At 64.8% G+C, this 13,619-nt stretch carries 12 protein-coding genes, 1 tRNA gene and 1 pseudogene; 6 read left to right on the top strand and 8 right to left on the bottom strand.

Annotated features, from left to right (window positions below; genetic code table 11):
- Positions 1-30 precede the first annotated feature (30 nt).
- From ABRP28_RS04155 to ABRP28_RS04145, 3 genes are all read right to left on the bottom strand, one after another.
- Positions 31-996 carry a PDR/VanB family oxidoreductase gene (locus ABRP28_RS04155; RefSeq protein ID WP_350002299.1) on the bottom strand — a complete coding sequence of 322 codons (966 nt, stop codon included), beginning with the start codon at positions 994-996 and terminating at the stop codon, positions 31-33.
- Between the two features lie 163 nt (positions 997-1,159).
- Positions 1,160-2,002 carry an IclR family transcriptional regulator gene (locus ABRP28_RS04150; protein WP_350002298.1) on the bottom strand — a complete coding sequence of 281 codons (843 nt, stop codon included), beginning with the start codon at positions 2,000-2,002 and terminating at the stop codon, positions 1,160-1,162.
- Positions 2,003-2,134: 132 nt separating this feature from the next.
- Positions 2,135-2,935, bottom strand: a complete 801-nt coding sequence (locus ABRP28_RS04145; protein ID WP_350002297.1) for an SDR family oxidoreductase — start codon at positions 2,933-2,935, stop codon at positions 2,135-2,137.
- 161 nt (positions 2,936-3,096) lie between these two features.
- On the opposite strand from ABRP28_RS04145, the gene ABRP28_RS04140 reads away from it, so the two are divergent.
- The 5 genes from ABRP28_RS04140 to ABRP28_RS04120 all read left to right on the top strand — a co-directional run bounded on the left by ABRP28_RS04140 (position 3,097) and on the right by ABRP28_RS04120 (position 8,652).
- On the top strand, positions 3,097-4,476 hold the full coding sequence (locus ABRP28_RS04140) for an aldehyde dehydrogenase family protein (protein WP_350002296.1): 1,380 nt from the start codon (positions 3,097-3,099) through the stop codon (positions 4,474-4,476).
- A gap of 31 nt (positions 4,477-4,507) precedes the next feature.
- Positions 4,508-5,434, top strand: coding sequence for an MBL fold metallo-hydrolase (locus tag ABRP28_RS04135; RefSeq protein WP_350002295.1), 927 nt, complete (start codon positions 4,508-4,510; stop codon positions 5,432-5,434).
- 80 nt (positions 5,435-5,514) lie between these two features.
- Positions 5,515-6,774: a CynX/NimT family MFS transporter gene (locus ABRP28_RS04130; protein ID WP_374152922.1), complete on the top strand. Its 1,260-nt coding sequence runs from the start codon at positions 5,515-5,517 to the stop codon at positions 6,772-6,774.
- A gap of 81 nt (positions 6,775-6,855) precedes the next feature.
- The gene (locus ABRP28_RS04125) at positions 6,856-8,301 is read left to right on the top strand and encodes an MFS transporter (RefSeq protein WP_350002293.1); all 1,446 of its coding nucleotides are present in this window, start codon (positions 6,856-6,858) and stop codon (positions 8,299-8,301) included.
- Between the two features lie 189 nt (positions 8,302-8,490).
- On the top strand, positions 8,491-8,652 hold the full coding sequence (locus ABRP28_RS04120) for a hypothetical protein (RefSeq protein WP_350002292.1): 162 nt from the start codon (positions 8,491-8,493) through the stop codon (positions 8,650-8,652).
- Position 8,653: 1 nt separating this feature from the next.
- On the opposite strand, the pseudogene ABRP28_RS04115 reads toward ABRP28_RS04120, so the two are convergent.
- The 4 genes and pseudogenes from ABRP28_RS04115 to ABRP28_RS04100 form a co-directional block, all read right to left on the bottom strand.
- Positions 8,654-8,914 (bottom strand): annotated as a pseudogene (locus tag ABRP28_RS04115) (PspA/IM30 family protein); the annotation flags it as partial.
- Between the two features lie 196 nt (positions 8,915-9,110).
- Positions 9,111-10,193: a hypothetical protein gene (locus ABRP28_RS04110; RefSeq protein WP_350002291.1), complete on the bottom strand. Its 1,083-nt coding sequence runs from the start codon at positions 10,191-10,193 to the stop codon at positions 9,111-9,113.
- Positions 10,194-10,547: 354 nt separating this feature from the next.
- Positions 10,548-10,862: a hypothetical protein gene (locus ABRP28_RS04105; RefSeq protein WP_350002290.1), complete on the bottom strand. Its 315-nt coding sequence runs from the start codon at positions 10,860-10,862 to the stop codon at positions 10,548-10,550.
- Positions 10,863-11,129: 267 nt separating this feature from the next.
- A tRNA-Leu gene (locus tag ABRP28_RS04100) sits at positions 11,130-11,211 on the bottom strand.
- A 203-nt stretch (positions 11,212-11,414) separates the two neighbouring features.
- On the opposite strand from ABRP28_RS04100, the gene ABRP28_RS04095 reads away from it, so the two are divergent.
- Positions 11,415-12,020 (top strand): ANTAR domain-containing response regulator, encoded by a 606-nt coding sequence (locus tag ABRP28_RS04095; RefSeq protein ID WP_009358190.1) that lies wholly within the window; start codon positions 11,415-11,417, stop codon positions 12,018-12,020.
- Between the two features lie 105 nt (positions 12,021-12,125).
- Here the strand turns inward: ABRP28_RS04095 and pyk are convergent, their stop codons facing one another.
- The gene (pyk, locus tag ABRP28_RS04090) at positions 12,126-13,616 is read right to left on the bottom strand and encodes a pyruvate kinase (protein WP_350002289.1); all 1,491 of its coding nucleotides are present in this window, start codon (positions 13,614-13,616) and stop codon (positions 12,126-12,128) included.
- Positions 13,617-13,619: the final 3 nt, after the last annotated feature.

Genomic DNA, 13,619 nt, shown 5'->3' with positions numbered 1-13,619 from the left:
GGCCTAAGTAAGGGAAAGCTGGCGTCTGGTTCAGAGATCCAGCACGAGGCGCGGGCAGCCGGCGGCGGCACGGGAGACACAAACCAGCATGATTTCGCCGGCCTCGCGGTCCTCTTCCGTGAGGACGGCGTCGCGGTGTTCGGGTTCGCCCGAAATGATCTGGGTTTCGCAGGTGCCGCACAACCCGTGGCGGCAGGAGGACAGAACCCGCACACCCACCTCCTCCACGGCTTCGAGGATGGTCTTGTCATTGGGTACGGTCACGGTGGTTCCGGTCCGTGCCAGCTTCACTTCGAAGGGTGCGTTGGCTGCGGCGGCACCCAGGGTGGAGGCGACGAAGCGTTCAGTGTGCAACGCGCCGGGCGGCCAACCCATGCAGCGATCCTCCACGGCACCCAGCAGTCCGCCCGGGCCGCAGGCATAGACCAGCATGTGGGCCCTGGGCATGCCCAGGATCTGGTCCAGGTCCAGCCTGCCAACCTCGTCCTCGGCTACGATGCGGACCCGTTCAGGGCCGTACCGGTCCTCCAGCTGCTGGGCGAAGGCCATGGTGTTCCGGCTCCGGCCGCCATAGACCAGTGTCCACTCCTTGCCGGCCGCGTCAGCTGCTTCAAGCATGGGAACAAGCGGGGTGATGCCGATGCCGCCGGCGATGAAAAGGTAACGGCGGGATTCGCGGACGGGGAAGTTGTTGCGGGGTTCCGAGATAGCCAGCGGTGTTCCCGGCAGCAGGGCGTGCACGGCCTTGGATCCGCCGCGCGAATCGGGTACGTGCAGCACGCCTATCCGCAGGTGGTCCAGCTCGTCGGGGGAGGAACACAGCGAGTACTGGCGGACCAGGCCGTCCCCCACGTGCACGTCAATGTGCGCGCCCGGCTGCCAGGGTTCGAACGGCAGGCCGTCGGCCCGCCGCAGGACCAGGGAGACCACCCGGTCCGCCACAATGTCCGCCTTATCGACCACGACGTCGATAGTGGCTCCTGCAGGTGCAGTCATGAGGTCTTCACTTCCTTTGGGAAGGCCCGCCTGGGCGGCGGTCCCTGCGGCCGGAGGTCCGGCCTTATTTACGGCTTAATTGAGGTTAGGTGTTTCAGACCACAGCCGGGGCGGTGCTTTCCGTCCAACGGAAAGACCGGCGTGAAAAGGACTCCACGGTCCCTTATCGCGGCAGGTGCTCCACGCCCAGCCTTCGGGCAATGCCCCGGGCAGCGATATTGAGCACAGGAACCACGCTCCCGGCGGGGGCAGGCTTGCTCCGGGTGACGATGCCGAGCGCCGCCACCACCTGCTTGTTCGGAAGAAACACCGGGACAGCCAGGCCATAGTTGTCCGGCCCGGTTTCCTCCTCGGTGGTGGCGTAGCCGCCGGCCCGGACCCGTTCCACTTCGGCAGCAAGCGCTGCGGCGCTGGTGATGGTCCGCGGCGTGTGCGGCTCCAGGTGCTGGACAACTGCGGTCAACAGCTCCTTGGCCCCGTAGGCCAGCATGATTTTCCCCGCGGCGCTCGCATGGAGCGGCAGGCGGGCGCCCACCCGCCGGAAGGGCTGGCCTGCTCCCGTGCCGGACATCCGTTCCACCAGCAGGACCTCCTGCCCGTCCAGGATGAACAGGTTCACCACGTTGTGGGTGACGAAGAGGACGTCCTGCATGAAGGGGGCCGCAACTTCGGCGATGTTCTGCTGGGCAGGAGCGAGCAGGCCAAGGCGCCAGATGCGCTGACCCACGCGGTACTCGGCGTTGGCTTTCTCGAGTCCACCCCAGGCCACGAGTTCTCCTGCCAGCCGGTGGGCGGTGGCTACCGGCAGGCCGGCCCGCCGCGCCATGGCACTGAGGCTTTGGACTGAGTGTTCGGCGTCGAAGGTGCCCAGCAGGGCCAGTGCACGGGACGTGACACTCGCTGCTTGCTGTGCGGAAGCACCGCCGTCGGCAGCTTTGGCCGTCTGCGCCCGGGCCGCCGCGGACGCGGGACGGGCGGTCCGGCCGCTTGGGGCAGCGTTAGCCATGCTTCACCCTTCCGGACGCCGGGGGCAGCAGCGCATCCTTGACGCCGTGCCGCACCACCAGTTTAAGCCCGACGCCGAAACCTCCCTTGCGGCGGCAAGGAGAGTACCGCTTCAGGCACTGAGGGGGTTTCCTCAGCCGGTGACGTTGGCGAGGCTTGAACCCCGGTACGCACCCAGTCCGCCGTCCACGCGGATGTCCGAGCCATTCACCCAGCCGGACTCGGGGCGGAGCAGGAAGTCGATGACGGATGCAACGTCGTCGGGCTCGCCAAAACGGCCCAGCAGGGCTCCTGCCCCCTCCACCTTGTCCCGGCCGTGGTCTTTCTTGAAGTCTTCAAGGATGGGCGTGGCAACCGGCCCCGGGCTCACGCTGTTCACCCGGGTCCGCTGCGGCAGCAGTTCCGCGGCCAGGTGCTCGGTGAGGAAGCGGACGCACTGCTTGGAGAAAAGGTAGGACTCGCCGGTGATGTCCTCATCGCCGGACACCGAATCCAGGGCGCCGGCCGGGTCGGCGGTAAGCGCGAAAGCGGCGCACTTGCCTTTCACGTCCCGCCACTGGACAGCAACGCTGGACGCAAGGTTGACGACGGCGGTTCCCTCGCCGAGCAGCGGGGCGAGGGCCCGCACCAGCTCCCGGACACCGAAGACGTTGACGGACAGCACTGTGCGCCAGGGGGCGGTGCCGGGGACGCCTGCGATGTTGGCCAGGCCGGCGACGCCGTTCGGCGCTGCGGCGGACACTGCGGCGGCGGCGGCATCGATGCCCGCCTGGCTGGACAGGTCCGCCTGCACGAAGGTGCCGCTGAAGCCCGTGGGGGCGTTGCGGTCGATACCGATCAGCGGCACCCCGCGGGCAGACAAGATCTGTGCAGTGCGGGCACCGATGCCGGAGGAAACCCCGGTGAGGACGATGGGAAGCTGCTCTTGGGTCATGGAGACTCCTCGTTAGTGCGTGACGTGCTTCACTCCATAGTGGCAAGCTCCGGCAGTTCCGCATTCCGGGCTTTCCGTTGGGCGGAAAGGTTCGCGCGGATTGTGACGGGTGCCATGAGACTGGGATAAGAATTTCCCCTTCCCGCCCGAAAGGACAGGCCATGACGGCAGACCACTACCAGGTCCTGGACCCGGCCACGCTTGAACTCGTGGGGTACGCTCCGGAAAATACCGGAGACGATGTTGAGCAGGCGGTTGCTTCCGCCCGCCGGGCCACACCACGCTGGTCAGCTGATCGGGAGGCCCGCCGCGCCGCCCTGCGTGCGGGAGCGGCCCTGATCCGCCGCGACCTGGATTCCCTGGCCACCTTGCTCTCCCGTGAGCAGGGTAAACCCAAGGCGGAGGCTGCCGGTGAGTTCACGGTGGCGGCAGGGCTCTTCGAGTACTACGCGGACCTGGCTTGGGACGAGACCGAGCCGCTGGCACCCCGGGCGGACAGGACCCTTGAAGTCCAGTACCGGCCGGTGGGCATCGTGGGCACCATCACGCCCTGGAACTTCCCCATCTCGCTCCTTTCCGTCAAGCTTGCCCCTGCCCTGGTCGCGGGGTGCACCGTGATCGCCAAGCCCTCCCCGTCCACGCCGCTGTCCACCATCGCGCTGGTGAACCTGCTCAACGAGGCCCTTCCGGCGGGGGTATTGCAGGTGCGGACCAGTTCGCGGCGGACCGTGAACGTCGCCCTCAGCACCTCGCCGGGCATCCGCAAGATCTCCTTCACCGGCTCAACCGAGGTGGGCATCTCCATGGCCCAGCAGGCCGCCCCCACCGTCAAGCGCGTCACCATGGAGCTCGGCGGGAACGATCCGGCCATCGTGCTGGATGACGCGGACATGGCCGTTACGGCCCGCGGAATTGTGGGCAGCGCGTTCCGCAACGCCGGTCAGGTGTGCATGGCAGTCAAGCGTGTGTATGTTCCCCGGAGCCGCAGCAGGGAACTCGCCGAAGCGATCGCTGCAGAGGCTTCGCGGCACGTGCTGGGCCACGGCATCGCGGACGGGACCACCATGGGACCCATGCACAACGAGTCACAGCTCAAACTGGTCCATGGCCTGGTAGATTCCGCTGTGGGTTCAGGAGCCCGCATCATTGCCGGCGGCAGCGCCGGCTGCGACCTGCCCGGCTACTTCCTCTCCCCCACGGTAGTAGTGGACGCCGAACCGGGAATGGACCTGGTTGAACAGGAACAGTTCGGGGCAGCCCTGCCCATCGTGGCATATGACAACCTCCAGCAGACCATCGCCTCCCTGAACGCCGGCGAATTCGGCCTGGGCGCCTCCGTCTGGAGCCCGGACCAGGAACGCGCGCACGCCACCGCCTCGCAGATTGAAGCAGGAACAGTCTGGATCAACCAGCACACGCTGGTGGAACCGGATGCACCCTTCGGCGGCTGGAAGGCCTCCGGCGTCGGCCGCGAGCGCGGCCGCTGGGGCTTGGAGGAATACCTGGAAACCCGCGTCATCAATGCCCGCCCCCACTCCTGAGCCCCGCACCTACCCTGCAAAAGGACTTCCCGTGAGCGTCGAACTGATTACCCTTGGCACCGCCGCCGGCCCGGCCATCCGCGGTCCGGAAAACGGCATCTCCAGCGCCCTGGTGGTGGACGATGCCTTCTACATGGTGGATTTCGGCCTGGGCTGCTCCCGCGCCGCCCATGAAGCCGGGCTTCGCGGCAAGGACTTCGTGGCGGGCTTTGTCACCCACCTGCATTCGGACCATGTGGTGGAACTGCCCGGCTTCCTGCTATGGAATTGGGGCAGCCCGGTGGAGGGCTTCACGGGCCCTGTTTCGATTGTGGGACCTGGCAAGGATGCCACCCGCGCAGGAGGTGCCCGCCTCTCCGGCACCGGTGAACTGGTATCCCACTCGCTGCAGGCCTTCTCCTACGACATCGACATCCGCGTCCATGACGAGGCACGTCCGGACCTGGCCTCCCTCGTGCGGACCGTGGACCTCTCCGCCCCGGCCCACGGGAGCCCGGATGCAGCCCGGCCCTTCGACGTCTACGAGGACGACAGGGTCAAAGTCACCGGCATCCTGGTGGAGCACCCCCCGGTCCGCCCCGCACTGGCATTCCGCTTCGATACCGATGCCGGCTCAGTAGTGTTTTCCGGCGACACCGCGGAATGTCAGGCGATGGCCGTACTCGCCAGCGGTGCAGACGTCCTGGTGCATGAGGCAGTGAACCTGGATTTCTACGCCGGCAAGGGTTTCGCGCCGGAATTCCTCAACCACCAGCAGATCGCGCACACACCTCCGGAAGGGGCAGGCCGCGTTGCCGCCGCAGCTGGAGTGGGCAGGCTGGTCCTCTCCCACCTGGCTGGCCGAGCGGAGCCGGAATGGTGGCGCGCCCGTGCCGCTTCCACTTTCGACGGCCCTGTGGACGTTGCCGCCAGCGGCCAGCGCTTCCGCATCGGCACCCCGGTGCTCGCGCCTGCCTAGGAACCCCGGGGAACAAAGGACACCGCACCGCCACCCTTCAGCAAGGACAACTCTTGGAACTGCCGTCGCCCGCAAAAACAGTGAATGACAAACGGACGACGGCGGACGGGCCCTGGCTTGCAGTCCTCGCCGCGGGCATCGCGGCAGCGATGCACATCTGGAAATTGCCGGCTGCTTTGGCCGGCATCCAGGTGGATCTGGGCACAACCCTGGTCCAGGCCGGCCTGCTGCTTGGCATCATCCAACTGGCCAGCGTCGTGGGTGGCCTGGCCACCGCCGTGGGCGGGGAACTGGCAGGCCTCCGCAGGCTCCTGGTCAGCGGACTGGTCCTGCTGAGCGGCGCGTCCATGCTCGGCGCCGCCGCCCCCACCACCGAACTGCTCATGGCAGCCCGGACGCTCGAAGGCATCGGATTCCTGCTGGCCGTCGTCGTCGCCCCACCCCTCATCCGCAGGGTGGCCCCACAGCGGCGGCTGAACGTTGCGCTGGCAAGCTGGGGCGCCTTCCAGGGCATGGCCACGCTAATAGGACTCGCGGCCGGAGCACTGTTCCTGGAGGCCGCCGGCTGGCGCGAATGGTGGCTGGTGATGGCCGTGCTCACACTGTCACCGGTGCCCTTGCTGCTGCGCCAGGTACCCAGGGACGTGCCTCCGGCCGACGCTGGTCTCCGGCATGCCCTCCGCCGCGTCGGACGCACCGTCGCCACGCGTCCACCCTGGATTATCGGAGTGGTCTTCGCGTGCTACACCGCCCAGTGGATGGCAGTGCTGGGCTTCCTGCCCTCCATTTACCGCTCCGCCGGCCTTGAAGGGCCACTCCCCGGCATCCTCAGCGCCGTTGTGGGAGGAGTCAATGCCATCGGAGCCCTCAGCGCCGGACCGCTCATCCAGCGCGGCCTGTCCGAGCGGAAGATCATCTTCTGGACCTTCCTGGCCATGTCAGCGGCGTCCGTGGCTACCTTCGCTGTGGGCTGGGAACACATCGGCAACGGCATCCTCTTCCAGTTCATCCTGATCGCCATGTTCTCCGCCGTCGGAGGCCTCATCCCGGCCGCGGTCACCAGGTACTCCGTACACGTTGCCCCCGCCGACGGTTCCGTCACGGCCGTACTGGGACTGACGCAGCAGATCTTCAACGTGGGGAACTTCCTGGGACCCATGCTGTTCGCCCTGCTGGCCACCACTACGGGCGGCTGGGACACAACCTGGTGGTTGACATGCGGATTGAGCATTCTGGGGATGGGCCTGCTGGCGCTACTGGGTCCCGCCGGCGGCGGGACAACGAGCGGTGCACACCGCCCCGGAAAGTGGCTTTCCGCCCAACGGAAAGCCGAAATGTAAGGCCCGTCACACGGGCCTAGAGTCAAGGAAACGCCGTCCCCCAAACCGGCAAAGACCTCCCCTTCAACGATTGGGCATACCGTGTCTGAAACTCCCCTCACCGGCATTACGCCGGACGCCGCGGCTTCCCGCGATCCCCGGACCTGGTCCCGGGCTAGGCGCAACCGCTATGGCTGGTTCATGACGTTCAGCCTTCTTTTCCTGATGATGCTCAGCTGGGCTGACAAAGCAGTGCTCGGCATCGCGGCCGTGCCCATCATGAAAGAACTGGGCATCACTCCCGAGCAGTTCGGCCTGGTGGGCAGCGCCATGTTCCTCACATTCGGGATCGCCCAGATCGTCGCTGCACCCATCGCCAATAAGGTATCGAGCAAGTGGATCCTCCTGGTCCTGTGCCTGCTGTGGTCCGTGGCCCAGGTACCCATCCTGCTGTTCGCCTCCCTGCCTGCCCTCTGGGCCAGCCGCCTACTCCTGGGTGCCGGCGAGGGTCCACTGGCTCCGGTGCTGATGCACGGCATCTACAAATGGTTTCCGGAGAAGAAGGGCGCTACGCCGGCGGCTCTTGCCTCATCCGGCGTGACCCTGGGCATTGTAGCCTTCGCACCGGTCCTGGCCTGGGTCATCGGGCAGTTCGGCTGGCAGACGGCCTTTGCACTGCTGGCCATCGTGGGACTGGTCTGGTCAGTCTTCTGGGTCATCGTGGGCAAGGAAGGCCCGTACACCAGCCGGAAAGCCGAACAGGAGATCGACGGCATCGCAGCGGAAGAAACTCCCGTCGCAGCAGAAACCAAAATTCGCTACTGGCGCACCATCCTCTCCCCCAGCTGGATCTTCGCAGTGTTCGCCTCCTTCTTCGGCTACTGGACCTTCACCCTGGCGATGTCCTGGGGCCCGGCGTACTTCCAGAACGTGCTGGGCTTCAGCGGGCAGCAGTCCGGTGCCATGATCGCGCTGCCTGCGGCCTGGGGAGCGATCGCCACGGTGGGCCTCAGCGCCCTGACCCAGCGCCTGCACATAAAGGGCGTTCCCACCCGGAAGGCCCGTGGTTGGGTGCTCAGCATCTCGGCGGCCTTCGCGGGAGCCTGCCTTGTGGCCGCAACTCTGACCACCTCACCCGTCCTCTCGGTCATTCTCATGGTCTTCGGCTTCGGAACGGCACCTGCACTCTTCGCCATCACCTACCTGGTGGTTGCTGAACTAACCACCATCGCCCAGCGCGGGGCAAACCTCTCCATCGCAAACGCGGTCCTAACCACCGGCGGCGTTTTCGCACCGGCCGTGTCGGGATTCCTTATCGGCGGTGCGGCCACTCCGGCTGAAGGTTACCGCGCAGCGTTCGCCCTGGCCGGCGGCCTGCTGCTGGTCTTCGGAATCCTGGCCCTGCTTTTCATCAACCAGCAGCGTGACCGACGCAAGCTCGGCCTGGACGTAGCCGGTGCTGCCGCTCACCCAGCGCCCACTCTTGCAGCTTCCACTACGGCCGCTGGCCTGGAAGTCACTCCCGCTGGAGCAAGCACCAAGGCTTAGGCCCATTTCGCCCCGAAGTGGCCGGGACCCGTACAGCTCATCGTTCCGGTCCCGGCCAATCGACCCTTGAACCTAACTCCCATTCAAGGGAACAGCTGCAGCCGCCTTAACCCTTTCAGGTGGAAAATGCGTGGCAGCCTATCCCAGTCACGCGCCGCCATTGCGGCCCCGCAATGAAGCGAGAATGCCATGCAACGCACATCCATCAGCACCCAGGTGGCTGCCGACATCGACGACGTTGTTGCCTCGCCTTGGATTGGACTTCACTACAAGCACGAGTTCCTGCTGCACTACAAGCATGAATCGCTGGAACCGGCAATCAGTACGGCAGACAGCCCGAATCATGGATGATGTTGCGCTTCGCGGTCAGCTCGTGCAGCCTGCCCTTCATCTCGTCGAGCCCGCCCTTGAGCTTGTCGACCACCTCATTCTGAGCGGCCATGCGGACGTTTCCGATGGTCTGGGCGATGGCGGCTTCGGCTTCGCGGATGTTGGCCGAGTAGTCCCGGACCATCTGGTCCGGCATTTTCTGCGGTTCTTCGGCGGAGACCAGGAGAGCGTTGATGTTGGCCCTGGCGAGCTGGGCGACGCGGGCGAAAATGCTCTGCTTCACGCGGGTCTGTCTATCGCTGGAATTTGCATCCTATGTGTACCGCAGCGGCGGGTGCCAGACGCGCCCGTCAGCGTACCGTCGGCGGACGCGCTCGAGGACTCCGAGCAGCAGGAAGGCCCTGCCCCTTACAGGGACAGGGCCTCACAAGCTCCAAGTGCGATTGGCCTAGTAGGCCGGCGGCTGCTGCGGGATCTGGCTAATGCGTGTCGGAGGCGTACTCGATCTTGGTGTTCCCCGAGTACCGGGTGATCCGGCCACCCTGGAAATCCTGGCCCTCGCCGCCGCTGACCCAGTATGCGTTGCTGGTCGGGTATCCGAGGCGCCCGGCTTCAGAGCCCTGAGCAACCCAGATGGAACGAATACCGCCGGTGATGATCTTGGTACCGACACTGGGGGACCATACAATTTCAGCGTTCTGGAAGTACTGCTTGGCCCCACCGCCCGTCAGACCAGTAATCTCATCGGCCGTCGGGTACCCGAACCCTCGAGGTCCGCCGTAGAGGATCCACATCGCCCCGATAGCGCCTCTGACGACGTGGGATCCCGTTGCAGGTGAATAGGCGATTTGCCCGTACTGGAAGTCCTGGGCGGCGCCGCCGTTCTCGGTCGCGTATTCGTCCGTCGTCGGGTAGCCAAGACCGCTGAGGGGGCCGCCGGCGGAGTCGTAAGTCGCGCCAATGCCACCCTTGGTGACGCGCGAACCAGTTGCGGCGTTCCAGGAAATCTTGCCGTTTTGGAAATCCTGCATACCACCACCGGTCATGGGAGCATACTCATCCGTGGTCGGGTAACCGAGGCCGCCCAGCGGTCCGCCTGCGTTGTCCCAGGCGCCACCAATGCCACCCTTGGTGACGTGAGAACCCGTTGCGGGGTTCCAAGAAATTTTCCCGAACTGGAAGATCTGCATCACTCCGCCAGTCATCGGTGCGTACTCGGCGGAGATCGGGTAGCCGAGGTCGCTGTCCTGCGCACCAATGGACTGCCAGACGCTGTTGTTGCCGCCGATAACTATGTAGCCACCGTACTGCGGAAGGTAGGCGATTGTGCCATTCTCAAAGAGTTGGTACGCGCCACCGAAACGCTGGCTGGTGAACTCCGGTGATATGGCGGCACCGAGGATAGCGGAGGCGGTGGCGTACTTGGCTCCGATTGCGCCGGAGGTCGCATACTCAGCTCCGATTGCGTCGGAGGTAGTGTACGTGGACCCCCCAGGTGTGACCGCTTCGGGTGTCCCGCCATTTTCCGCGGCGGCCGGAGCGGTCGGCGCCTCTATTCGCAACGTAGCAACTGCTTCTGTCGGAGCGGGTGCTGTCGGGATTTCTACCGGAACTGTGGAGGTCCCGGTAGGTGAGCTAGTAGGTGTTGCTACCTTTTCATCCGTAGCGGTAGTGGTCGGTGATGCTGCGATTGCCGGTCCAACAGATCCAACCCAGGATGCTGCAATGGCAAGAGAAGCTGCGGCTGCGAGAAGCCGCCTCTGAGAGGCCCCCATATTTGTCTTCCTCATAGTGCTGCGAAGGCGCAGCGGTAAGTGATAGGAGGAGCATATGTTGCTGGAGTGACGCATGAGGACGCGCGTTCACAAATGCATATTCTGTGACGCAAAGGTGACCTGTGACCCCCTTGTTCATGGCTACCAAGAGCTGGTTTCAGCTGCCGGCCCCTTCCCTGACCGTCCCGGGTTTTGTTCCCGCCCCGTCGGCGTTGTCCGACTGGTGAAAGCCTTGTAGCGCTCCCCCATCCCCTCCATGATGAGGCTGAACTCCGAATGGGTAAGGAACATAGCCTTGTCCTCGGCCTTTTCAATGCCGGGAAGCTGTACGCCGCGGCAGGGGTTACGTGTAATGTAGCCGAGCATCTCCGGGTATTCATAGCAGCCGAAATGAGGCCCTGAACGTTGTGAGTGGTCTTCGGTGCCTTGCCCTTGGCCATCATCGACTTCACCCACTGCGCCAACAGTCTATAGTCCAGCTTATCTACGGGGACGTGGCCGATGACGTGCCGGTGCTCAATCTCGAATGACTGGCCGCGGCGCCTAGCAGACGCGCGAGCGTCCCTGCTTCAGTGAGGCTGGCTACTCATGTAGGACTTGGAACCGTCCATGTTTGTGCGCGCACTGACGCTGGCCATGGAAAAGCGCTACGCCCGTGCAAAGACTTTTGGTGCTTTGTACACACTCAACCGTCTAACAGGCCTCTGACCTGCGAAAACACTGTGCCCGAGGTGGGACTCGAACCCACACACCTTTCGATACCGCATTTTGAGTGCGGCGCGTCTGCCAATTCCGCCACTCGGGCGCGGAATACGCAAAGCAAACCGGTACGCCCACAGCTGATTGTGAGCAACGCGATCGCTTCACGTACGCGGAATTACTCTACAGCCAGATAGGCTGAATTCCAGAATCGCGCCGCCGACGCCGCAACCGACCAAGCAGATCATGTACAGGACCGGGCGCACCTAAGATAGTGATGTCCCCGCCGTACCTTTCCAAGGAGATCCCGTGACTGAACAGACGGAGTCAAAGCCCACATCCCAGCCGGCGCGCCGCGTCATTGTGGCCGAGGATGAAACCCTCATCCGCCTCGACATCATCGAAATCCTGCGCGGCGAAGGCTATGACGTTGTGGGCGAGGCGGACAACGGCGAGAAGGCCGTCCAGCTCGCCGAGGAACTGAAGCCGGACCTCGTCCTGATGGACGTCAAGATGCCCGTTATGGACGGCATTTCCGCGGCCGAGAAGATCGTCAAGGCCCGCATCGCCCCCGTGGTGCTGCTGACCGCATTCAGCCAGAAGGAACTCGTGGAGCGCGCCCGCGACGCCGGTGCCATGGCGTACGTGGTGAAGCCGTTCACCCCCGCAGACCTCATCCCGGCCCTGGAGATTGCCCTCTCCCGCCACGAGGAAATCAAGGCTCTCGAAAGCGAAGTCTCCGATCTTCAGGAACAGTTCGCCACCCGCAAGCTCGTGGAGCGCGCCAAGAGCCTGCTCACCACCAAGATGGGCCTCACTGAACCCGAAGCCTTCCGCTGGATCCAGAAGACCTCCATGGACCGCCGCCTCAGCATGCGTGAAGTGGCTGAGACCATCATCAACCAGGTCAACTAGTTCCGCCTGGTTGGGTCTGCCAAAAATCCGGCAGGCCCAACCAGCAGACCACAACGAAAAGGACCCCTGCCAGCCGGCAGGGGTCCTTTTGGGTAATCCGAAAGCCTAGGCCTTCTTCTTCTTTTCCGGCCAGGGGCCGAGCTTTTCCTTGTTGCTGGTCGCTTCGCCAACGCGGGTGGAGTCGGCGAGGTCGCCCACCTTGTGCACCTTCAGCGAGTTGGTGGAGCCGGCCTTTCCGGGAGGGGAACCGGCGGCAATAACCACCAGGTCACCGTCTTCCACGAGGTTCATCTCCATGAGGCTGCGGTCAACCTGTGCGGTCATCTCATCGGTGTGGTCCACCATCTGGACCAGGACCGGCTGGATGCCCCAGGTCAGCGCCAGCTGGTTCCAGACCTGCTCCACCGGAGTGAAAGCGAAGACCGGCTTGATGGGCCGCAGGCGGGAAAGACGGCGTGCGGAGTCACCGGACTGGGTGAAAGCACAGATGTACTTTGCGTCCAGCTGGTCGGCGATTTCGACGGCGGCACGGGTGATGGCGCCGCCACGGGTCTTGGGCTTGGTCCCGAGCGGGGGAACGCGCTCGAGGCCGTGGACCTCGGTGGACTCGATGATCCGGGCCATGACCTTGACGGTCTCGATGGGGTACTTGCCCACGCTGGTCTCGCCGGAAAGCATGACGGCGTCAGCACCATCGAGGACGGCGTTGGCGCAGTCGGAGGCCTCTGCACGGGTGGGTCGCGGGTTGTCGATCATGGATTCCAGGACCTGGGTAGCCACGATGACCGGCTTGGCCCAGCGGCGGGCCAGTTCAATGGCGCGCTTCTGGACGATCGGCACTTCCTCCAGCGGAAGCTCCACGCCGAGGTCGCCACGGGCCACCATGATGGCGTCAAACGCGTCGATGATCTCGGACAGCTGCTCCACGGCCTGGGGCTTCTCGATCTTGGCGATGACCGGAACGCGGCGGCCTTCCTCGTCCATGATCTCGTGCACGCGGACGATGTCCGAAGCATCCCGGACGAAGGACAGGGCCACCAAGTCAACCCCGCGGCGCATGGCCCAGCGGAGGTCGTCCTCATCCTTTTCGCTCAGGGCGGGCACGTTGACGGCTACGCCGGGAAGGTTGATGCCCTTGTTGTTGGACACCATGCCGCCCACGGTCACCTCGGCGACCACCTTGACGTCGTCAACAGCCGTGGCACGCAGAGCCACCTTGCCGTCGTCGATCAGCAGGGCGTCGCCCACGTTGACGTCATCGGTGAGGCTCTTCAGCGTGGTGGAGCAGATGTCCTTGGTGCCGGGAACGTCTTCGGTGGTGATGGTGAACGTGTCGCCAACGGCGAGTTCGTGCGGGCCGTCAACAAAGCGGCCCAGGCGGATTTTGGGACCCTGCAGGTCAGCCATGATGGCCACGGCCTTGCCCAGGTCCGCGGCGGCCTTGCGGACGTTCTCGTAGGTGTTGTCGTGCACGGAGTAGTCGCCGTGGCTCATGTTCATGCGGGCAACGTCAACACCGGCTTCCAGCACCGCGAGAGTGTTTTCGTAGCTGGCGATGGCCGGGCCGAACGTGGCCACAATTTTTGCGCGTCTCATATA

It is taken from the genome of Pseudarthrobacter sp. WHRI 8279 (assembly GCF_040224115.2).
GTDB lineage: Bacteria > Actinomycetota > Actinomycetes > Actinomycetales > Micrococcaceae > Arthrobacter.
Note: the sequence above shows the minus strand (reverse complement) of the source record. Positions and strands in the feature narration are given on the sequence as shown.